This is a genomic window from Vibrio injensis, assembly GCF_001895205.1.
GTDB lineage: Bacteria > Pseudomonadota > Gammaproteobacteria > Enterobacterales > Vibrionaceae > Vibrio > Vibrio injensis.
The window spans coordinates 43679-65416 of sequence record NZ_BDJF01000023.1 but is presented as its reverse complement, the minus strand read 5'-3'; the positions used below and the strand labels follow the sequence as shown (position 1 = coordinate 65416).

At 44.6% G+C, this 21738-nt stretch carries 23 protein-coding genes; 13 read left to right on the top strand and 10 right to left on the bottom strand.

Translation table 11 applies throughout. The annotated features are described in order from the left end of the window. The first annotated feature begins 78 nt into the window (after positions 1–78). On the top strand, positions 79–537 hold the full coding sequence (locus BSR11_RS10430) for an ion channel (RefSeq protein ID WP_072670336.1): 459 nt from the start codon (positions 79–81) through the stop codon (positions 535–537). Positions 538–873: 336 nt separating this feature from the next. Next, positions 874–1704 carry a siderophore-iron reductase FhuF gene (gene fhuF, locus BSR11_RS10425; protein ID WP_072670335.1) on the top strand — a complete coding sequence of 277 codons (831 nt, stop codon included), beginning with the start codon at positions 874–876 and terminating at the stop codon, positions 1702–1704. 312 nt (positions 1705–2016) lie between these two features. On the opposite strand, the gene BSR11_RS10420 is transcribed toward fhuF, so the two are convergent. From BSR11_RS10420 to BSR11_RS10410, 3 genes are read right to left on the bottom strand one after another with little or no spacing between them, the layout of a single operon-like run. After that, positions 2017–2766, bottom strand: coding sequence for a hypothetical protein (locus tag BSR11_RS10420; protein WP_039546400.1), 750 nt, complete (start codon positions 2764–2766; stop codon positions 2017–2019). Positions 2767–2818: 52 nt separating this feature from the next. Then, the gene (locus BSR11_RS10415; RefSeq protein WP_029852871.1) at positions 2819–3052 is read right to left on the bottom strand and encodes a helix-turn-helix transcriptional regulator; all 234 of its coding nucleotides are present in this window, start codon (positions 3050–3052) and stop codon (positions 2819–2821) included. Beyond that, complete coding sequence (locus tag BSR11_RS10410; protein WP_072670334.1) at positions 3039–3287, bottom strand: helix-turn-helix transcriptional regulator; 249 nt, start codon at positions 3285–3287, stop codon at positions 3039–3041. The genes BSR11_RS10415 and BSR11_RS10410 overlap by 14 nt, the downstream gene beginning before the upstream one ends. Before the next feature lie 267 nt (positions 3288–3554). On the opposite strand from BSR11_RS10410, the gene BSR11_RS17300 reads away from it, so the two are divergent. Next, entirely contained in the window at positions 3555–3695 is a 141-nt protein-coding gene (locus BSR11_RS17300; protein WP_167363658.1) for a hypothetical protein, read from the top strand. A gap of 57 nt (positions 3696–3752) precedes the next feature. On the opposite strand, the gene BSR11_RS10405 is transcribed toward BSR11_RS17300, so the two are convergent. The 4 genes from BSR11_RS10405 to BSR11_RS10390 form a co-directional block, all read right to left on the bottom strand. Further along, positions 3753–4166, bottom strand: a complete 414-nt coding sequence (locus tag BSR11_RS10405) for a hypothetical protein (RefSeq protein ID WP_072670333.1) — start codon at positions 4164–4166, stop codon at positions 3753–3755. 113 nt (positions 4167–4279) lie between these two features. Further along, a complete protein-coding gene (locus tag BSR11_RS10400; RefSeq protein ID WP_072670332.1) occupies positions 4280–6391 on the bottom strand; it encodes a hypothetical protein in 2112 nt (703 codons plus the stop codon). Beyond that, positions 6388–6759, bottom strand: a complete 372-nt coding sequence (locus BSR11_RS10395) for a hypothetical protein (protein WP_072670331.1) — start codon at positions 6757–6759, stop codon at positions 6388–6390. The genes BSR11_RS10400 and BSR11_RS10395 overlap by 4 nt, the downstream gene beginning before the upstream one ends. Before the next feature lie 61 nt (positions 6760–6820). Next, positions 6821–7408 (bottom strand): hypothetical protein, encoded by a 588-nt coding sequence (locus BSR11_RS10390; protein WP_072670330.1) that lies wholly within the window; start codon positions 7406–7408, stop codon positions 6821–6823. 415 nt (positions 7409–7823) lie between these two features. Between BSR11_RS10390 and BSR11_RS10385 the strand changes: the two genes are divergently transcribed. From BSR11_RS10385 to BSR11_RS10370, 4 genes are all read left to right on the top strand, one after another. Next, positions 7824–8390, top strand: coding sequence for a hypothetical protein (locus BSR11_RS10385; protein ID WP_072670329.1), 567 nt, complete (start codon positions 7824–7826; stop codon positions 8388–8390). 377 nt (positions 8391–8767) lie between these two features. Then, positions 8768–9007, top strand: coding sequence for a hypothetical protein (locus BSR11_RS10380; protein WP_072670328.1), 240 nt, complete (start codon positions 8768–8770; stop codon positions 9005–9007). Then, the gene (locus BSR11_RS10375; RefSeq protein WP_240004063.1) at positions 9004–9915 is read left to right on the top strand and encodes a helicase RepA family protein; all 912 of its coding nucleotides are present in this window, start codon (positions 9004–9006) and stop codon (positions 9913–9915) included. Before BSR11_RS10380 ends, BSR11_RS10375 begins: the two co-directional genes overlap by 4 nt. Further along, a complete protein-coding gene (locus BSR11_RS10370; RefSeq protein WP_439900663.1) occupies positions 9905–10666 on the top strand; it encodes an ABC transporter ATPase in 762 nt (253 codons plus the stop codon). The genes BSR11_RS10375 and BSR11_RS10370 overlap by 11 nt, the downstream gene beginning before the upstream one ends. Before the next feature lie 434 nt (positions 10667–11100). Here the strand turns inward: BSR11_RS10370 and BSR11_RS10365 are convergent, their stop codons facing one another. The 3 genes from BSR11_RS10365 to BSR11_RS10355 form a co-directional block, all read right to left on the bottom strand. Beyond that, a complete protein-coding gene (locus BSR11_RS10365) occupies positions 11101–11472 on the bottom strand; it encodes a hypothetical protein (RefSeq protein ID WP_072670327.1) in 372 nt (123 codons plus the stop codon). A 2-nt stretch (positions 11473–11474) separates the two neighbouring features. Further along, on the bottom strand, positions 11475–11921 hold the full coding sequence (locus BSR11_RS10360; protein ID WP_072670326.1) for a hypothetical protein: 447 nt from the start codon (positions 11919–11921) through the stop codon (positions 11475–11477). Between the two features lie 78 nt (positions 11922–11999). Continuing rightward, entirely contained in the window at positions 12000–12863 is an 864-nt protein-coding gene (locus BSR11_RS10355) for a hypothetical protein (protein WP_072670325.1), read from the bottom strand. An 873-nt stretch (positions 12864–13736) separates the two neighbouring features. Here BSR11_RS10355 and BSR11_RS10350 point away from each other — a divergent pair. Genes BSR11_RS10350 through BSR11_RS10325 form a run of 6 tightly spaced genes read left to right on the top strand, consistent with a single transcriptional unit; the run spans position 13737 to position 21654 of the window. Next, a complete protein-coding gene (locus BSR11_RS10350) occupies positions 13737–14201 on the top strand; it encodes a hypothetical protein (RefSeq protein ID WP_072670324.1) in 465 nt (154 codons plus the stop codon). After that, positions 14201–14593 carry a hypothetical protein gene (locus BSR11_RS10345; protein WP_072670323.1) on the top strand — a complete coding sequence of 131 codons (393 nt, stop codon included), beginning with the start codon at positions 14201–14203 and terminating at the stop codon, positions 14591–14593. Before BSR11_RS10350 ends, BSR11_RS10345 begins: the two co-directional genes overlap by 1 nt. A gap of 11 nt (positions 14594–14604) precedes the next feature. Continuing rightward, complete coding sequence (locus tag BSR11_RS10340; RefSeq protein WP_039508414.1) at positions 14605–14961, top strand: hypothetical protein; 357 nt, start codon at positions 14605–14607, stop codon at positions 14959–14961. Then, positions 14948–16924: a type IV secretion system DNA-binding domain-containing protein gene (locus BSR11_RS10335; RefSeq protein ID WP_072670322.1), complete on the top strand. Its 1977-nt coding sequence runs from the start codon at positions 14948–14950 to the stop codon at positions 16922–16924. Before BSR11_RS10340 ends, BSR11_RS10335 begins: the two co-directional genes overlap by 14 nt. Beyond that, entirely contained in the window at positions 16921–20031 is a 3111-nt protein-coding gene (gene mobF / locus BSR11_RS10330; RefSeq protein ID WP_072670321.1) for a MobF family relaxase, read from the top strand. The genes BSR11_RS10335 and mobF overlap by 4 nt, the downstream gene beginning before the upstream one ends. After that, positions 20032–21654, top strand: a complete 1623-nt coding sequence (locus tag BSR11_RS10325; RefSeq protein WP_072670320.1) for a hypothetical protein — start codon at positions 20032–20034, stop codon at positions 21652–21654. The last annotated feature ends 84 nt before the right edge of the window (positions 21655–21738 follow it).

Here is a 21738-nt window from a genome sequence, read left to right as displayed (position 1 = left end):
CTACTATTATTGAAATATATCGCTTTCTAGCATTTAGGGCTTTATGAATTAATTTTTGATAATAGGTCAAGAGATAACATGAGCAAAATTAAAAGTTTTAAGCCTTTTTATATCTCTAGAATATATTTATTAGCCATTTTGCTGGTTTTTGGTCTCTTCTATGTGCATGCATGGTTAATATTTGATGTTGCGGGAGATTTTCTACGAGCTCATCCTTGGTTTATTGAGCACTTTAGCTCGAGCTACGCAGGAAAGATAATTATCCTATGCTGTTTTATGATCCTATTTTTTGCCCATTTACTTGAGGTTGTCGGGTGGGGGATATTTTTACGTTGCGCTGGATTAGTCTCTTCGGTTACAGAGGGGTTATATTTTGTGGGTACCTCAATCAGTACTCTAGGTTATGGTGATGTTGTACTTACGAAGCCGTGGCGACAGATTGGACCAATAATTGCTATCGCTGGGGTGCTTAAATTTGGGTGCTCAACGGCTTTTCTCTTCTTCGTCATTCAAACGGTATGGGAAAATAGTCTCTAAAAACAGGGTATGTATTTAGAGTTTAAGATAGTTATAGTCCTTAGTTTATGTATTGATAATCGTTTGTATTTTGATTCTTGTTTGTGTTAGGGTGTTGTTACTATTCTGAGAGAGCATTAGAAGAAGATGTTATCGTTTTCCTTCGCGTGATGTTAGCTTCGTTCAGCCCGGTAAACCTTCGAGGAATTAACTAAAGGATGGATATAAACACGCCTTCCATTAATCCCTTTAGCCCGACCCTGAAGCGCTGTGTCCAATGATTATCCCTCGGGTGAGAATGGCAAAAAGTTATCACCGAAGTGATGAACATAATGAAGTCAATGGGGGACTACCATCATGGGAATAATCACCCTATCTGGCCAGGTTAACCATTTACTCAGCCAAAAAGCGACATTTTATGCTGAACATTTCAAAGCCATTGATAACTTGCAGCAGTTACCTCCAAATGCCCATTGTTTAAACTCGGTGCTCAGTGCGACACATTACAGACCATGGTTGGAACAGTTTGCTCTTAGCTATCGAGTAAAAGGGAACGTTGCTGGAGAGGCAACGCGAGAAGTCGATGCGAGGGCATTACATTCAATGTGGAGTCAGTGGTTTTTTGGTCTGCAACTGCCTCCTTTATTATTGTGGCTGTTTTGTTGTCCGCTCGGTAGTGAGCTTCAGCGTGCCATTGCTGCGGCATCCCGTTGGGATAATTGGTATTTTGAAGCGCACGAAAGTGGTCGAGTAGAAACTTTTTATTTATTGCTTAGTCCAGAGGCGAATTATCTCGCTTCCGTCAGTCAGCTTGCCAGTTGGGAGCAGCTACTCGAACAATTGCTCATCCCGATCGTCGAGCGTTTAACTTGCCTTAGCCCTGTGGCTGCAAAGCTTCATTTTAGCCATCAAGCTTATATTGTGCATTGGTATCTGGGGGAGCTGTCACTCCCTGATAGCTGGCGTGAGCAACGGATAAAAGAAATATTCGCTCGTCCAGAGTTATCCCTAAGGGTAAATGATCAGCCGACAATCAATCCCTTTTGGCGAAAATTAAGACTTAAAGATCAGCAAAGCGCGCGTATCGTATGTTGCCTGCGTCACAAGCTGCCTTGTACCCAAATGTGCGCAGATTGTCCGCTAGATAAGAAGCCTCGCATACATGCTGCCCAAAAAGCTTGTGGTTAGTGCGCTGTTTAATCAGAGCGAGGGGGGATTAAACTTTACTCACCAGTTGGTTGAAAACAGCAGAAAGGGGTTGAAATCTTCTGAAAACAAAAAAAAGCCCCAATTTACAGGGGCTTGGTAAGCTTAAAGAGACTCAAAAAACCTTATTCGATGTTTTGGATCTGCTCGTGGAGTGATATTTATATTCTTACAAAAATCAATGTCTTATGCTGTTTTTTCGGTTGAGCAATATGCTTCCACTTACCAGTTTACTCACCACTTGGCTGAAACATGATTTTTTACTCGCACCCTAGAGCTGCCTTATATTAGTTACTACGAATTATACCATGAGACAAAATTATTCTTAAGAACAGCCAAGCATTGTTTAAAACTTAGCAGATTGTGAGTTTTTTCGGTTCTAAATTTCTGCACAATGCTAGGGTGTTTGAGCTTTTCCAGACAGCAGGGAACCTCTGAGCGTGTATACCTCTCCGAGCCGTTATAAGAGTCAGTTCTAACTATCGTCAAGCAGACTTCATCGGCCTTATCGGTATACGTCAGACTAAAGTGCAGCTCCGGAAAATCTTTTTCTATCTCTTTAACTGACGATTGTATGCCCATGAATTCGTAATCCAAGAAATACTCATATATTTCTACATTACGAAGGGGAGAAAGGTTTTGGAAAGCTTGAGGATTAAAATGTTCAAGAAATCGAGCTATCACTACCCGATGCTTTCCAGCATTAATGAAGTACTCATCCCCGATTTTTTTTAGAGACAGGCCTGATTTTTCAATATCGGAAAGATAGTAATCAGGATTTCTCTCAAGTTCTTGAAGATTTCGATTGATCCTTTTTAAGTAGCGGCCATCAAGACAATCTCCCCATTTCATATCTCCATACATTTGGTCAATACCGATGATTTTTCCTAAGGGTACATCCTCAATAATCTTTTTGTAGTTAGGGAACAGTGTGATCCCCTTACTTCTTAAATAATCTGAGTAGTTAAGGATGACATCATTGGTAAATGGGGCCGGGGTTTTCTCATTTAGTTCTTGGAGATTTGTTTTTAAACTATGAACCATATGTCATCCGGATTGTTAGATGATGAAAGCTATGCTTTATATATAACAGTAACTACTTTTGCATCCAAGCTAGAATGTCTGACAGCAGCCAGACTGTGCTGCCGCCAACTCTTTTCCTTTTGGGGACTTGACCAGCTTTTTCTAATCTCCACCAGGTTGTTCTGCTGATCGATGTTATGCGCTCTCGTTCGAGCTCTTTTATAAAACGTTCGGACTCACGGTAGGCGCAGAGAAGTGCTCCACGCTCGTCTGCTCGCGGGGGAGCGTATCTATTAGCTTGCTTCATAGATACCCCCTTGCTTGTTACGTAGCAACCACTGGTCTATTTCTGTGCGTTTGAAGTAGACCCTTTTGCCCATCGGCTTGAAAAACGGGATCAGTTTTCTATGGGTTAGCTTGTAAAGATATGAGACGGAAAGCCCGGTGTATTGTGCGCACTCGTTTATAGTCATGACTTCTTTTGTCATGGCCTTTAATGAGCGGATGTTTTCAAACATTTCAGCAAGTTGATTTTCAGTCATTTTCTTCCCTTCACTTACTTTACTTGCTGTTATTTTCTCATTTGTTCCTTCAGTATATTGACTCTCAAACTGCCCAATACGGACACATTGAGCGTTATTTAGCTCAGTGCTTATCCCGCTTACTGTAAAGGTACAGACTACCTATAGTGACTATTGTAAAGAAGGCAAATAATCCCAAGATTCCCCAGATCAACGGCGTCATCCGTCATCCCTCTCGTTATCTAACATCTATCGTTTATAATAGTTTGAACTTAGAAGGAGGGCATCATGGCAAGATCGTTAGATGAAATCATCGAGCATGAGAAACCGGAGGTTGTTCAGCAAGCTCATGAAAAAGCAAAGGAAATTATAAAAGATATTGATGAGAAGGCTGAGGCGTCAGCCGCTGGCGATAAATCAGACGGCTGACTATGGAGTAGGCACAAAAAACTTTCACATGTGAAAGTTTTTCTGCCTTAGCATGATTCAATCGAAGGCAAATCCACCTTCATCTCTCATGCAGGGGATATCCTGGGAAAAAAACTCACCACGGGCGACTTGTTTATGTCCCTCACTAATTTTTTTATTGTCTAGGTAAGAGAGATATGAGTTAACATAAAATTCCTCTTTAAGTTTTCTTATCAACAACTTAACATCTTCCTTGTAGATGATTGTTGGCTTTTGAGTCATCCAGTCATTCCACTCAATCTCAACCTTACCCAGCACTTGAACAATTAAAGGCTTAACATCCTCAATAGCGCTCAAAACTTCTTTATCCTCTGCGCAAGGATGCGCTGAGATAGGAAGAAGAAGGCCTTGGATTGTCTCTTGAGTTGACCAAGCTTGCTCGGAATAAAAATACTCTTTGTTTTCAAAATCAAGATGTAAATGATATACCATGACCAATCTCCAATTTGCTTAAGACAGAGCTATTTTTACTCAGAAATTAGCCATAGTTGGCACGCTAAAGTGCCCATTTTGGACAAATCGGTCACTTTTGGTACTAAAAACTTTCACATGTGAAAGTTTTTAGTCGGTTTTAACTCAGGTTCTTCCACAACCTTGACCTTGAGTCCTGCCGGTGCATAAAACAGATACCATCCCCCAAACTCAGTGGTTTGTTCCGCCAGAACATCTCCTGTTTCTGTGTCAATGAGAGCGACTCTAATTCCGTCTCGCTCAAGCTGGCCCTCAATTTCCCTGACTTCAGACAAAGGCAGGCGAAGATGGTTTATCCCTCCACGAACTAGCCGATCTGACTGAATGGAATCGTATTGAGGCGACAATCCAAAATCTCCAGATACTTCTATATCGTACCGTCGGTACGGAGTTAGAGAATCAATGACGGCCGGAGTTCTAACCTGACGACCATCAACACTGGCGGTAACACCTTTAACTTCTGGTTCAACTTCCTGGCAAATACCATCAGCATTAAGGTCCCGACAGGTGGACAACACAAGGGTGGCTTGACTTCTCTGGGGAGCTCGCTGGAATCCAGTTCGGCCAAAGCTACCACTGACTGATAAAGTAATGTTGTTACCTCCACCAGACGAATGATTGAACGAAGCTGACACAGTTGCAAATTTCCAGTTCCAAAGATCAGCACGCAAGCTTTGTTGCTGGCCTTCCCATCCATGACCAAAATTGCTCGCCGCGTAGCGGTAGGTGAGGCGCCCTAAGCTGAATCGTTTTGATATCTCTCCATTGAAACGTTCTATATCTCTAATACCATTAATATCTTTACTTTCGTGCTCATAAGACGCCAAAACTTGCCAACCCGCCTCCATGCTAGCAAGCATCCGCCCTCCAAAGATGTTGGATCTGACACCATTGGTTAAACGATTCGAATAGTATGGAGATAAAGAAATTGATGTATTCAGTGTCTCAAGGCGCGTGCTGTGATACGTGCGTAGCGTCGTTTCCTGAGTTTCATAGCCGCCGTGCGTGCGGGAAGAATACTGAATAGTTGGTTGGAACAGAGAGCGTGATGAAACACTAACAGAGCGTAAGTGATAGTTGTCTAAATCACTTAATTTCCCAAAGATCGCAAGATTGCCATCCTGCCAAGAACCGCTCAGAGCGTATCCACTACTGCCATACCAAATAGGCTCAAATGAAAAGTCATCTCTTGAATATAAAGCGGAAAAATACTGTCTTTCCTGCTCATCCTGACCAGCGAAAAGTGACAATTCATTGGTCATCCCGTAGCTCAAGCGTCCAATTAACTTGCTTTCATCAGTGGCTGGAGATTTGCCTACAGCTACTTGATAGGTTAGGCCTCCTACTGGCGCAAGCCGCCCTGAAATGGCTCTCTCGATTGTTTTAGTGTCTGTTCTGCCGTCAGGTAAAACCGCATAGAATTTATATTGATTATTACTGTAATTCAGCTCGATTTTGTAAGAGAACGGCTCGCTATCCAGAACTAGAGATTGTAAATAGGTTCCGTCACGGTAAACATCTACCCGTGTTCCAACAGGCCAATAAAGCTCAATTTGGTCATTAGAAAATGATCCAGTGGCAAGGCTACTTTCATTCGTGAGTGAGAAACCATCCAGCCCGTAACGCTGAACACGACCGACTTCAATGTCTTTGACGTTGCTGTTCTCCTCGTCGTGCCACTGGCTGGAGAAATATGATTCTTGCTCTCCTAACCCTGCTCTAACATCAACATCGAGATTTGCGACGCGACCTGTTCCCGTGATGTTACCTGCAATATCACCTTTGCTTTGATAGGTGAGAAAGTAGTCAAAGGATTTTACATCCAGATTGGATACATTTGGCTCAATTGTAACCTCTGGTTTGACCTTTCTGGCTTTGGCTGCGTTGTTGCGTGGGTAAAAGTAGATGGTTTGTTCTGACCAAACAATTTTGGCATGACCAAGGTTGTTTAGCCTTTCCAAGGGAAGTTGCTCTTTTGTGTTTACACCAGCAGCATGCCATAGCCCTGGCTCAGCAATGGCGCTATCTACTTCACGAGAAACAAGGTACTCCCCCTTGTTTTGTCCGTTCAAGACAAACTTCATCAGGTAGTCATCCGCACTAGTTGGTGAAGCTGTGAGTGTGAAAGCTGCGGCCAACAAGACAGTGGGGACAAAAACTTTCACATGTGAAAGTTTTTTCTTCATCGAGATACCTCCCTAACTGGGAGTCTCAGCGTGATTCTTGAGTGAACACCTTGTTTTTCTTGGCTTTGTACGGCGTATGAGAATGCCATCTTTGCATTTTGAGATAAGACTTTCCCATCTCTCTCTCGGGCTTTAACTAATTGCCGCTCTCCAGGCAGCAGTTGGAAGCGTCGTGGGAAGACTTGTACTCCATCCGGGGGAGTAATTCTCACGATGATTGGTGTATTTAAGGTATTTGCTATGGGGATTTCAGCAACCGCCTTGTGAACGATGTCCACTTCGTGGATCTTGAGTTGAAATGCAGTCGCGGGTGCAGATAGAAGAGATGATAGTGTCAACATCATGATTGAAGTAGTAAAGGACTTCATAAGGACCTCATTGAATAGCAATGGTCAGGGCCAACGCTTTGCTGGCCCTGACACTTTGGAATTATTGGTAATCGACGGTGATATCGACCGTTCCGGAAAAGATCCCTTCCTCCCACGTGCTGAGCTGCATGTATCCGCTGCTTGCCGTGGCTGGCTGACGATACGACCAGGCTATGTAAAGCTCACCAGAAGCTGATGTGGTTCCTGCCACTGGCGCTGCATTAACTCCCACGCCTGTACTCGTTTTTGAGATCGCATCTGAGCAGTCAACAGTTGAAGTAGTTAGGTTAATTTTCGGTGTTCCCGAAAAGCTTAAAGTTGCTCCACCCGGCGCTGTGGGATTTGACAGGTTAGTGATGGTAATCCCGACCGATTTATCCATATCTCCTGTCACTTTTAAGCAGCCGGGCTGTACTGTGTCCTCCGGATTTTGCGCCAAATAAGTCGCCCAACTTTTTAAAGAGAACCCGCCAGTTGGAGCGGCTCCCGGCTTGCGTTCCAAAGTCATTGTGTACGGCTGAACTTCGGCCACAGACAAAGCTGGCGGGGTTGCCGAGATTTGAGAAGTTCCCGTGCCTGTACCAGCAAAAGCAGCGGCGGACGATAGGGAAATAACTACTGACAGGGCGGTGTATTTAAAAACTTGCATTTGTTGTATCTCCATTTGAATAGAAATGCGTTTTCGCATGGAGAATTTTGATGGTTATTACCTGATGATTTGGCACGCCAAACTGCCCAATTTGGACAAAATGGAAAAAGGATTAGGGTTACGATAATTACGGTATTATCGTAATTATGATAATTACAGTAATTGAAATTTGTTCTGACGTAACAAACTTAAGCTAATGAAATAATTGACTAATTTTGTTTTTAGAGTTGTTGACAACTCCCCCCGTCTTGATATTATTTAAACAACGGTAGCTGGCCTTTAAACAGCATTTTCATTAGCGTAAGGATTTATTCTTTCGCACATCAAACAGCCCATTCATGATTTGTGTTTGGGACACCAAGTAAGGCATGGGGTCTCGCTTGTTCATTGTTTTAAACTTTGAACAGGGGGCTTTATGCGTTCCGATGTATTCAAACCACTACCGTTCCTGCCAGGTAACCATCACCTTAATCGATGGGCGTTTGGCTATTATCTTGTGAAAAAAGGTTTTTCTACTTCCATAGTTATGGAAGAGACCTCCTTTACCTATAAGCAAATTAGAAAAATAAGGGAGGACTTATCCATTAAGGAATGTAGTCGGGCAACTTATGGGCAAGATATTCTCTCAAAGTCAGCCTGGATAAAATATTCCGCAGCAATTCATATTTATTCTGAGCTGAGTGAAAAAATGCCTCACATAGAAGCTGTTATAAAAGCATCTGAGTGGTTAAGAAGTGAAAAAGACTTTGATATTTCTGGCTTTTACAAAGCATGTAAAGAAATAAAAAGTGGCAAGGCTTTTTTTGTTGAATGCGTGCATTGTAAAAGTGAAGTATTCAGCGGTCCTGGGCTGAGAGATAAAGTTGTTAGCAAATTCTGCCCTACTTGTGGAAAGAGTAATTGGGAGCATCCAAAAACAGATCATCGTCTTGGACATATTGCTACCTGTCCTAAACCTGGTGACCAACAACCGTTGTTTTGAGGAGATTTGTTATGTACACACAAATCACAAAAATTGAAATGGTAATCGCTGGCTTACTAATCGCAAGTTTGTTCGGAGTGGACATAATTCGAATCGCCAGCAAGATATTTACCTCCATCTTAATAGCAAGTTTTTAAACTGGTGAGGTAGCTGGCCTCCCTAAACAAACAGCATATTAATTGATTTGGTAAGCGGAAAACTTTCACATGTGAAAGTTCCACTGCGAGTTCATGGTTAGCATGAGCGGCCCTGTAGGTTCTGACCTACGTGGTTAAAGCGTATCGCCATAACCCCCCGTTAATCAGGCGCGAATGGGGCGGAGTGCTATCAACAGCCGCGAGCGCAGTGCCTCAACTTTTTATTCGTTGAGGTTTGTTATGAACGTACAAATTCACCCTTCTTATTTCCGCAAGATTGTATTGTCGGAACCATTTTCACAAATGATCGATGTGGCGGCTGCAAGCGGCTCAATAACCCATAAGGCCTATGTGTGCCTGGCCATTGCACGTTTCACCAAACTGCTTCCAACCGCTATAAATCCAGCAGTAGAAGCTGAAATTAATCGTCGTATCAAGACATCCTCTATCCAAGCTGCAAAAGCTGGAGGTGTTGCATGAGCGAATTCATGGAAAATTTTTCGTGGCTCGACCTGCGACATGCCGTAGAACATGAGCCTACCCCGCTCGATTTTGTATTGCCAGGTTTCAAATCAGGTACTGTGGGGGCACTTGTATCGCCTGGCGCGACAGGGAAAACGATGCTTGCATTACAAGCTGCCATAACAGTATCAGGTGGCCCTGACATACTCGATTTCGCTGGCATGGACACAGCATGGCAGCGAACCGCTGGCCGAGTTGTATTCCTCACAGGTGAAGATCCTTGCGATGTGCTTAATGGGCGTTTTTACTCAATCGGTGAACATCTTAAAAAAATAGAGAAGGAAGCAGTATTCACTAACCTACATGTTGCTCCCCTTATTGGCCGTGGCGTGGATGTGATGACGATAGAATGGCGGCGCTGGCTTGCCAGCGTTACCCGTGATGCACGGCTAGTCATCATTGATACGTTGCGGCGCTTTCATAAACTCGACGAGAATGACGGCGGTCACATGGCTGGACTGCTAGCCTACATGGAGCAACTTTGCCGTGAGAACTCAACAACAGTGCTATTCCTTCACCACACAAGCAAAGCTGGAGCACTCAATGGTGGTGATGCCCAGCAAGCCAGTAGGGGCAGCTCAGTTCTGACAGATAACGCTCGATTTCAGGCGAATTTGATCGGAATGACTCTAAAGCAGGCGAAACAATTCAACATCGATGAAAATTGCCGCCGTAACTTTGTACGACTGTCATTCCCAAAGATCAATTATTCCGCACCGATAGAAGATCGATGGTTCCAAAGGGGTCCTGGAGGTGTGCTACAACCAGCGCAGCTTTCGTATGGGGGCTCTTCAAAATCGACGATGAAGGAGAAATATGGGAAGCCGCGTTTAAGCAAAGTTGTTGGAGGTGATAATGACTGGTAATGAAGTCGTGCCTACCAGCACAGTATTACAAGCGCGAGTCATGTTATATCAGCCGTCGTTACGCCCAAGGGAAATGCAAGGCGATTGGATCACTACATCTTTCGGTCGTTGTCGCGTCAATGGCCGCTTAGGGCAACGACATGCTGATGTGGTTGAGGCAATAATGTACACAGCAGAGCGTAAGAGAGAGATTTCTGACGGGGGTATTGAGTTATTGGTTGACCCCGCCAAAGTCCGTCGAATTTTGTCTGATCATAACTACAGTTTGTCTCGTCTACAGTCGTTGTTAAAAGACCTTAGAAGTGCAACAGTTGAAATTGTCACGCCAGAGTTTGAGCTGTCAGGAGATCGGATTATTGGTGGGCTGATCGATCACGTGATCCCTTCACCTAAAACGCGTTACAACCCACTTACAGGAGGTGAGCGTCACCTCTGGCGAGTAAGACTAGGCATTGCTCTAGTAATGCTCCTAGAGCGAGACCTCAATCTATACTACTCACCTGGACCTATAGCACGACTTCAACATGGAGTTAGTCAAGCTGTGGCTCGTCATGTGTTAACCCATCAAAACAATCCAAGTGGTGGCTGGTACACTGACACTCTACTGCGAGCTGTGTATGGACAGAATATTACAAGCATGGATCTGCGCAATGGCCGACGACGGTTGAAGGAAGATAGAGCGGGTTTAAAGATGGTGGGCATTGAGTTATGCGAAACCGCAACTCGGATAATGCGTGCCACAGCGGCCTGATTGGATTTATTGTGCTGAGAAGATGCTGAGAAAAACGTGTCACAACGGCCCGATAGCGTGTCACAGCGGCCCGATAGCGTGCCATAGTGGCCCGGTTGTGTGCCACAACGGCCCGATTTTGGCAGTATCTTTAGGATATTCAGTATATTCAGGGCGGCATAGCCTTCCGCCTTTATGGCGTTCGGCTAACCGCTAAGCTCTCTGGCCCTGCAAAGCCTTCCCCCTTACCATATTGGCTAGGGGGATTCTTCGAACTTCTCTAACGGTTGAAAAGGATGCTGAAGGGCGGCCAGTAAGCTGTCCTTAAATGAAAATGGGACAAAAGCAACATAGACCCTTTGATCTAACTCTTCAGTTTCGGATTAAAATTTCTAAGGAGATAACGCCCAAAGCAGCGCGCAGCTTTAGCTGTCCGCTGCCTTTTTTTGTTATGTTTAGTCACCAAGCAAGTCATCTAAAATATCGTCTATTCCAGAAGCTTGCTCTCTCGCCGTATTAAACAAATCTAGTAATGCGGGAGAATATTCGTTTGCCTCCCAAACAACACGCCCGTAATCATCAACAATGCAGAATCCTATGCTTTCTGACCAATAGAATTCATGCTCGTCATAGAAGCTCTTGGTGCGTAAGTCATACACACCCAAGTTTTTACCCTTATATTCAGTTTGAAGGTACAGCGGAACCGATTGCTCGGTATCATGATTTAAAGCTCTAGGAGCATCATGAACTTTCCACTGGACATTGCCTTTTGCTGTTTCTCTAATAAGTTTTGTGATTAATTGTGCTGTTTTACTTTCAGTGCTCATATTCAGTCCCACTTAGAATCTTTTGCCAGTTGCTGAAGAGATGTGACGAGTCCACTCAACTCGGTATATAGCTCCCACGCAGAATCTTCATTTAACGCAGATATTGAGCTTTTAATGATGAAGTATTTCTTTGGCTGAAGTCGATTAAGATAATTTTCTACTTTTCGCTTTTCATCAGAAGGCAGCTTGGGACTGATATTCTCAAGCAAGGCTTTTACTTTCGAAAATGTTTCCAGCGCTGGCGTTTTATCTGAATCCCATTTTTTTAAACTTTCTGCGATCTCAGAAGTAACCTTGCTGAGTTCTCTATTTACCTCAGGCAATCTTGCTCTCCGAAGAAATGAATTTCTTATTTTCCTCGCCTCAAGAAATAAGAATACGGTAACAATAAGCCCTACAATTGAACTTATTGAGCCTAACTTGTTTATATCTGTCAGCCACTCAGGCATTTATTTGATTCCTTGGTACTCTCGAAAAACATAACGCCGCATTCAGCGGCTTGTCCGCTGCAATGCCTTGTTATGTTTTTATTGCTCAAAAGGCCTTATGCTATCGATCATTGCTTTAACTTCTGGCCTCTCCATTATTTGAGCGAAAATAGGCATGTCATTAATCGCTCTTTCTAAGGTTTTATTAAAGTTATTATAATTAACCAGAGCCTCTTCAAATGTAGGCTTATTATTTTCACCTAACATATTGTAAATTGAGCTTTTCTGGGAGCCATGAACTCTAACCCCGCTTGGAACTTTAGACGCTCTAGCTTTGAAATCCTGTTCAAGCGCCAATTCTATTTCGCGCTTGCAGTGATCTTTCAGGAGCATGCCTATTTTGTAGATCTCTTCATAAACCAAGCTACAAAAATTCTTAGCCTCATCAGGTGTAGGAATAGTACCTTTATGAATAACTGCATTACGAAACTCTGTAATTTTATTATTAGGCGCATAAGCCTCACCAAAAAACAAAGCATGAAGAGCCAGAAAAGATCCTAATTGACGTTCTGACTGACGAGACATGGCCTTGAACATTTTCTGATAAACATCCTCGCCCATGCCTTGTTGTTTCAAAATTATATTAATCGCAAATTCATAGAATCTTTCAAGCGCAGCAGAAAAACTTGATGACGCCTCTAATGTAAAGCCCAAATTTAACGCATCTGCACCAGACTCTAATAAGACTTCAAACTTGGGGGCGCGCACTATAATGGCCATATCATGGCCTTGGTTGCATTTGGTTCTTACAACCCGATCATCGAAGTAAGATGCTTGCACTTTATTAAGCAGGGGCACACCTTTTGTCTGGGAACAAGTTATACATACAGCAAACAAGTTCATGATTTCACTTCCCCTATCAGTTGTCGTATCTCTGGAACATAACATTTTATTAGTGCGCATGCGCGTTTACCTCGTTGGACCAGTGAAAACGCGCACGCTTAACTATCTGTATGCAAAGAACTTATCAGCTTTCTGCCAAATACACCATCTGGAAAAACGCGCATGCGCGTTTTCCAAACCTATTAACTAAAACTCAGCCTCTATAGTCAATTGATTTTATAGCGTTTTATTTATTGCGCATGGAATTAGTGCGCACTGTTCTTGTCTTAAAATCATACAAAAATACCTAAATTTAAATATGACTGTATACCCATACATTGTTAGCCGATTTCTGGTAAGGCCAAACATAGGCAAATAGATAAGAATTTGTAAGCCAGCAGGAGTGGGGATTTTCGATTGAGCTAACGAGCCGAAACACGGAATGGGGCAACAGCGTGTTTTCGATAAGATTTTTACCATCATTTCTCCCAGGTGAACTTGCAGAGGAAAAGTAACGAGCTGAATGATGTACAGCCTTACATTGAATCCCGATATCTGTGACCTGAAGATAAATCTATTGACCCTCAGACTTGTATGGACGCCTTAAGCCCAACCTATTGTTGTTTGAACCCTAAAAACAAACCTGCATTCGTTGTTTATCTCAATAGTCATCGAAACACCACCAATAGGTGGCTTTTCGATGACTCTGAGGGGATGAGACTGTCTAAAACCTACTGAATACCACCAAAACACTACCAATAGGTCGCTTTTCGATTACGACTAAGGAAAGTTGTGGCTGCGCTACATCAGAAAGCCATCAACAGGTGGCTTTTGAGTGATGTCAGGCATTTTTCTAAGTGACCGATTTGTCCAAATTGGGCAGTTTGGCGTGCCAACAATGACTCCCCTCTAAGTAAAAATAATCCTGATTTTAATCAATCAGGAGATAAACCAATGAAATTGATCACTTTAACTACTGCGCTCGTCGCTGTCGGTATGCTGGCTGGTTGTACAACCAAAAGCATTGATTCAATCACGATGCACCACTACTTCCTTAATGCCCGCGACCTGTTCGTTATTGACGGAAAAAACGGAAATGAGTCATGCATCGTGTCTCACGATACTGGCAACTCGGATCAATTTAAGAAAGATCTTGGTGAGATTCGGGAGACCATTTACAAGTATCAGTGTGACTCCATAGTGATTCATGGCCGGTATCTTAATCCTGAAGTTAAATTTCAATGGGATAATCGAGGTAAGAGACCTGTTTGCTCAGTAACATTAAAAGCTAAAAATGAAGGTAAACATGGTTTATGGCCAGATGAACCAGCAGCCATCAGTCGGTCTTATGAATCAATGGCGGAGCTCAATTTACCAAACTGTGATTCCATTGATATCCGATGGCAGGAGGCTAAGTGATGCGTAATCAATTTAGTCTTAACAACCCTTATACCTGCCTGCATTGCTGCGGTAGCAGCTATCTAAAAATATTAGAGATCGCTGCTGAATCTAGTACCGCCGTTGATGCAATCAATACCATAGCTTCTCAGTTGGCACTTTTGGCAGCAGAGCAACGCGAATATTCTACCAGAAAACTAGCGGAACTATTTTCTTCAATCACCCCGAGCTTAGCGCTCGGGGACCCCATCTCACAGCAAGAAAAAGCCGTGCTTCGCCCGGATTTTTCTCCACACCCCACTCACCGCGAGTGGTCTGTCTCATCCGGCGCAGCAGCGCCTTCTGAGGGGACTCCCTGCGCCTCTGCACATGCAGAGTTGCAAAGGAGTCGCACGCAAGAGAATCAGGGATAAGGGGGACTACAATGGGAGTTTCTAAGGCGTACCGCGTACAAATATATCCACCTAGACAAGTACATATTTTGTTGAAGGAATTAGCTAAAGAATCAGGACAAACAGTTAGTAAAACGGCGGTGTCTTTGATTGAGCAGGCATTAAATAATGACTCAACACTGCTCGAAATCAGAAACGTACAAGTGGATCAGAAGGAGATTTATCAGCAGCTAATTAACCTGATATCGATAAATGTGGCAACCACCGATTTTCTGCTCAAAAAGACCTGCTCTGAGGATGAAATGGCTGAGGCTAAACAGGTCATTTCAGCCCGCACAAATGCTTTGCGAGAGTATTTCATTGGAGGTGCTGAAAATGGCAACGATTAGAAAAGGTCGAGTCGGTGACTTTGTTCGTGGTGCGGATACATGGCTTCATAGCCAGCAGATGTTGTTATTCAGCGGAATTTGGATCTTTCTGCCTGGTGTTTTGTTGGCGATTGTCGGTGGCCTGTTATACATCGGAATAGACGACGATAAATGTGTCTTGCAAAACGCTAGTACATATCTTTGGGCACAATTGAAGGCACTAGTACAACCATTTTCAAGCGTGACTATAGGAACCTGTGTTGCCCTAGATGGACGCGACTCTCTGCCATCCTCTCTGGTGATAAATGAACCACTATTCCAGGAAGCTGCTGTTAAGCTTCTCAAATCCTTTGGATTGGCTTTCATTTCGCTCTTTGTATTGTACTTGCCTATTGGTGTTTATCTTGTTGTTAGGGCCGTTAAAAGAGGTAAGGAAATCAAAGAAGACAAATATATTCGAGGTGCGAAACTTGTTTCAGCCGAAAAATTGAAAGGAGAAATCGTAGAAAAGCATGGTGTTTCTGATTTAACCCTCGGCGATTTCCCTTTACCCACAGGATTTTCAAAAAAGCATACCTTGATTAGTGGCACCACCGGGGCCGGTAAATCTACTGCACTAACTCATTTGCTTAAAGCTATTCGTGCTCGTGGAGACCGAGCCGTGGTATATGACAAGAAAGGCGAGTTCGTAGAGATGTTCTACCGGGACAGAGTTGATCACATACTCAATCCGGCAGATAGCCGCTCACACCAATGGACTCCATGGGAAGAAATGGCCTCACCATTCGATGCAGACTGGATAGCTGAGACACTTTTACCTAGTTCTAATAGTAATAGCGGTTCTGAGAAATTCTTTACATCCGCTGCCAGAGCCGTTGTTTCAGCCTCACTTCAGAATTTATATCTAGATGGGCCGAAGTCATTGCTTCCACTTCTTCGGGCGACAGCGTGGAATGACCTTGAGTTACTCAAAGAACTGGTTGCAGGCACTCCAGCAGCGACATATTTCAATGAAGATAACGAGCGAACTCTCGAAAGTATCCGTTCAACCATCGTAGATGGTGTTCGTCCACTTCGCCTGTTGAAAGAAGAGAATAAAAAGGGATTCTTCTCAATAAGAGATTGGATAGCAGAAGGCGATGAACCTAATGCCGATGATAGTTGGTTATTCTTACCAGTACGAGAATCTGAAATAGAAATACAGAAACCGCTTATCTCGACCTGGATACAAGCTGCGGCCAAAGGGTTGATGGCACGCGGGGTTAATAACGAGCGGACTCTTTGGATTGTTGTCGATGAGCTACCAAGCCTCAAAAAAATTCCTGCTCTTTCAATGTTGATGGCTGAAGGGCGGGGCTTCGGTGCCGCTGTTATTTTGGGTATTCAGGAAATAAACCAATTAGAGGAAGAGTTCGGGAAAAACACCTCTAAAACCATACTAGGCTTATGCTCCACGCAGCTTCATTTTCGTTTGAATAATGCCGACACTGCGGAATGGGTCTCCAAGGTGCTTGGTGAAGCTGAGCGTGAGGAAGTTGATGAAGACTTAAACTACTCCGCCGATGACATTCGAGACGGCGTTCGGGTCAGTTCTAAACGTCAAAACCGAAAAATTGTGCTTCCCAGTGAAATCATGGACCTGCCTGATTTGTCTTGTTTTGCCAAAATTTGGGGCGTGGAGAGTAAAGCGCGTATTGATATTCCTTTCTTGAGACTACCGAAGATCGCTGACGGTTTTATTCAAGGTGATGAGAATGAGACAGTTGGTATGCGTCTGCTCAATGCCGCACGGGCCTTGAAAATGGAAGCTGATACTGACTTTGCTCCGAAAGAACTTTCCAATAAGCATGGTAATGAGGTGTCTAAAGGGCAATTACCAGCCCTAAGTGATATAGAACAGGAAGTACATTCAGTGTTGGGAACGGATGTAGTGGATGATGATTTGGTATTTGGTCTGCTTGAAAAAGGAGGCAAGAAATCATGATGTCTGCGTCTTCTATTAAAAGTGCCGGAGCTGCCGGTCATTACTTTGAGCATGATGATTACTATGTAGACGGGCTATCTCCTTCAACATGGACAGGTTCTGGAGCTGAGACTCTTGGCCTTGCTGGTGAGGTGGATCGAGGAACTTTTAAATCACTTCTGGAGGGGCGGCTTCCAGATGGTCAACAGGTTGGCATTTTCCGTGACGGCGAATGGAAACACCAACCAGGAACCGACCTTACGTTTTCGGCACCTAAGAGTGTTTCTATTCTGGCAGAGGTTGCAGGCGACAAACGGCTTCTCGAAGCCCATGACCGGGCTGTCCAAGCGGTACTTCAATATATAGAGAGTGAATATATTGTCACAAGGAATCGCAACCGTACTAAGGATACCGTTGAATACGAGAAAACAGGTTCGCTGGTCGCAGCCACTTTCAAACACACAACCAGTCGTGCCCTTGATCCTCAGCTTCACACACACTGCGTGGTAATGAACTTAACACAGCGAAATGACGGCCAGTGGCGCTCAACGGAGAATAAACCAATCTTCATTGACCAAAAGCACCTTGGTCTGGTCTACCGTCAATTTCTCGCTCAAGAGGTTGGTTCACTGGGCTTTCGACTAGAGCACCAGGGTAAAGATGGGACCTGGGAGATTGCTGGGGTAAGTAAAGATATTGTACGTGAACTGTCGAAACGATCAGAGGCAATCGGAGATGCGCTGGAGGCTAGGGGAAAGACTCGTGAAACGGCCACGGCTGGGGAAAAGGAGACCGCCACGCTCGACACGCGGGATCGAAAAGTCGCTGCTGAGCGTGGTGAACTTCTGAATCGCTGGCATGCAGAATTGGGCGAAGAGAAGCTGACAGAATTGGAAGGGGTCATAGCTCTGTCTCGGGAGAATACCCCATCCCTAGAGCGGCAATCCGAGGCGATTTTGGCGCGGGTTCAATTAGCCAACGAAGCCGTCATGTGGGCGACTGAGCACCTTGGAGAACGTGATACGTCTTGGGCACACCACGATCTAGTCAAAGTGGCTAGCCGTTATGCCGGATCGCGAGTACTACTTTCTGATATAACGAATGCAATTGATGCTGCAATTCGCAGTGGTCAGCTCATAGAGAAGTCGGTTAGAACCTTTGATAAGGTCAGCAAGCAAGAGATTGATGTTCGGGGATATACGTCGAAAGCGGCCATCGCCATCGAGGATGAGGTGATCAAGGAGGAATACCTTGGCCGCGACCGAGTTCAGGCATTGTGCAGCAGGGAACAGGCGGCTGCGGCCATTTCTAATGCCGAGGAGAAAGCCAACGAATTGGGGTACGAGTGGAACGCTGACCAAAGGAAAGCTACAGAGGGCATTCTTCTCTCCGAGAATCGGATCGTTGGAGTGCAAGGATTAGCCGGTACAGCTAAAACCAACTCCGTGCTCAGCACTGTTGCTGAAAAAGCACGAGTTATGGGGTACGAAGTAAGAGGTCTTACTCCAACTAACTCGGCTGCTCAAAGTTTATCTGAGGGCGCGAATATTCCCTCCAGTACAATCCAAAGTTTTCTGGGACAAAATCGCAATGAATGGGTAGAAGAGAAGCGACTGATCGCCCAAGTAGAGAGAATAGACAGACGGCTGGAACGGCTCAAGAAGGCCCTTGAAAACCCCGGAGTAGACCTAAAAACTGGTGCTCAGATCCCTGAAACCTCCCCCATTTACCAAAAGCGACTCGATGAACTTTGTTACGAACAAACAGAGTTAAAAAGTCAGCGGGATGAGTTAGCTAAGGGAATGCAGCGGTCCCCTCAACTTTGGGTTGTTGATGAAGCATCAATGATCGGTACAAAATTGATGCGCGATCTACTTCAAAGAGCTAGCCAGGTAGGTGCTAAGGTTGTGTTGACTGGTGACGTCCGCCAGCTTGCTTCAGTAGAGGCTGGTGCTGCTTTTCGTCAGCTTCAGGCTCATGGAATGGAAACATATCGACTAGAAGAAATCGTTCGGCAGACGAACCGAGGAACAAGGGATGCGGTATACCTCTCCCTAATGAAAAGGGCATCTAATGCTCTAAGTCGGTTACAGGAGAGTGGCAGCACGATTAAAGAATTGGTCGCGCATAAGAAAAGTGGAAAAATTGACCATGAGAAAAGCGGTGAAGTCCGCAGACAAGAGCTTGTGAAGGACTACATGGCTCTTGCGCCGGATGAACGAGCCAAAAGTATTATCCTCGAACCAAGCCGTGAGGGCCGCCGTCGCACGAATGAATTAGTTCGTGACGCCCTAAAAAAAGAAGATGCTCTGGGCGAAGAGCTGCGTACTAACCAGCTATCACCGGTCGATGCAACAGAAGCTGAAAGGCGTATGGTGACGTCATATCAAAATGGGTGCATCGTTCGGTTTGCGCGTAGCTTCAAGCGTGAGGGCATCAAGCAGGGCCTCTATTATCAGGTCGTTGGTCGAGAGAATCACGATCTCTTATTGAAGAAGTTGGGGGGTAATGAGCAGGCTGAGCTGATTCGCTTCTCTCCTGAAAACTATGCGGCCAAGAACATCCAGTTGTTCGAACTAACTGAAAGTGGCTTGGCCGTTGGTGAGAAGATCGTGTGGCGTGATAACGATAAGCCGACTGGACGATTGAACAATGACACGGCCACTGTTGAGAAGATAGAAGGCACGAACGTAACCTTCAGACTTTCAAATGGTAAAACTGGTGAGTTTGACATGTCCAAGCTGGCTAATTCCCATTGGGATCACGGTTACGCCATGACTGTTCACGCTGCCCAAGGTAAGACAGCCCAGAACGTGTTTGTGCACGCTGAAACCAACCGAGAAGCTTTATTGAACACGGAACAGTTCTATGTGCAGATATCAAGAGCAAAGGACCGCGTGTATCTCTATACCGATTCAAAAGAAGGGCTGGTTCGAGCTGTAGAGCAACGATCAGGTCAAAAACAGACGGCTAAGGAAAGCCGTTACCAGTCTCTGGAACCGCTGGAGCACTTGATTGATAAGCTATGGCAACAACCAGAGTCAGGACGCTCATCAACGCAGACAACTGGTAAATCTCAGGCTAAAGGTATATCAAGAGGCGACAGTGAACGCAGTCTAACTAGATAATTGCAGTCTATTGTCCAAAAAGGGCAGTTTGGCGTACTGGCTAGACTGCCCTTTTATTTGAAAATGGAATGGATACAGAACCAAAAGGGAGATCTAAAAGTGAAAGTTCTTTTTACGTCAATAGTTGTAATGACTGCACTGGCAGGTTGCTCCGCGACCATGCCTAACATCGCCGGAAAGACTAAGACAGATACGTCGGTCCAGAAAATTGAAAAAACAGATCCGGACATACAAGCGGCACTAGCCGACATGAAACTCGTTGGATTCAGACAGGAAGACTTCGGCAGTGAGGAGGCATTCAACTCGGCAGCTAAGATGGTGGCAAATTTAGGTGCCGAGTGGCAAACCTTTAACTCTTGGACCGAGGCGTTGCTAGAGCCGGGTTATCAATCAGCAGCCCTAGAACGCATTCGTACAGCCAACGATGAGCGACGCCAAAAAGAAAGGAAAGTGAATTTTTCAAAAATAGATCGCTATTCCGACGAAGCAGATAAGGCTATGAAGTATGGATTCCATGATTGCTTCAATGATTCTGGTCAAATGTTCTCAGTAGACGATTTTATCGACCATTATGCGCTTACCAACGTTGCCTCTTTCAAAAGCACGGTTGAGCTTTATGAGCGTTGTCTAATCAACGGAGGTAGTGAGTGTACGGAGAACGGTCAGGAACTGAGCTTGGATAAATTCTTGGTGAACCACAATACAGCCGCTCCACAAGCGCGTAAGGATTTAGCCTTTAATGAATATTACGAATACTGTGCAGTGCGGACTCCAGTTTCATCTGTTCAATACACTATCTCGTCTCATGATAATGATGTGATGGGCAGCCTTATTGCGGCAGCGGCGTCGCGAGTTGGTTGGGATAGTGCGCTTAAAATGTCTCGTGATGTGTTAAACATGCAATCCAGGTCTGGAGCAATGAATATGATTGCTGCCAACTTCTATAATTATCAACGAACTGGGTACTTTGATGCGTTTGATATCAAGCCGTACGCCATAGGCCGCTCCAGCGTCATATCCGTAATGCACGTGGGTGGTATGTGTGCAGCGTTTGGTACAGACAATAGCAACCAGGATAGTGACATCGAAATTGATGAGCTCGCTATCGCGCTGGGAGCTAAACCTCGTCAAGCGGATGGAGGTTACCATTGTTTGAAATGGACAGACGGTAACTGGAAACGTGTTGCTGATTACATTGCTGGCGAAAGCGAGGGTCTTCGTGGGTTTATGTCGGTGTACTCTCCTGCATTCAACAACTATCAGGTGCCTTATTGGAGCTATCCCGGTCCGTACCAGCACGACTCAACTATTCAGACTCAACTCCAGAAAAAAGGAAGTGGTATTGCAAGTTACACAGAGAAAGTCACGGAGCGGGAAACCTGCTCTACATATGCGGCAGGCCATTCAGGACTCGCAACATGGTCTTATCCTGCCTGTGATTACCTAGAAAAAGCCAGTGAATCAATGAAGGCGAAGGCAAAAATGATGCAAACCGCAGGTCGGTTTGACGCCTACATATGCAGCCGGTCAAATACATTAAATGGGGACGGACAACCTGATCTATCTCGCTGTCCAACCGTCTTCACCCGAGAGCAAATAGAACTGGGTGAACATCAGAAATAGCTGTAAGAGTTATAAATGTTTCAATTTACTTATGTTGTTGATTTTTAGTTAAATTGTAATGGGTCTAGTTTTAGGCCCATTAGT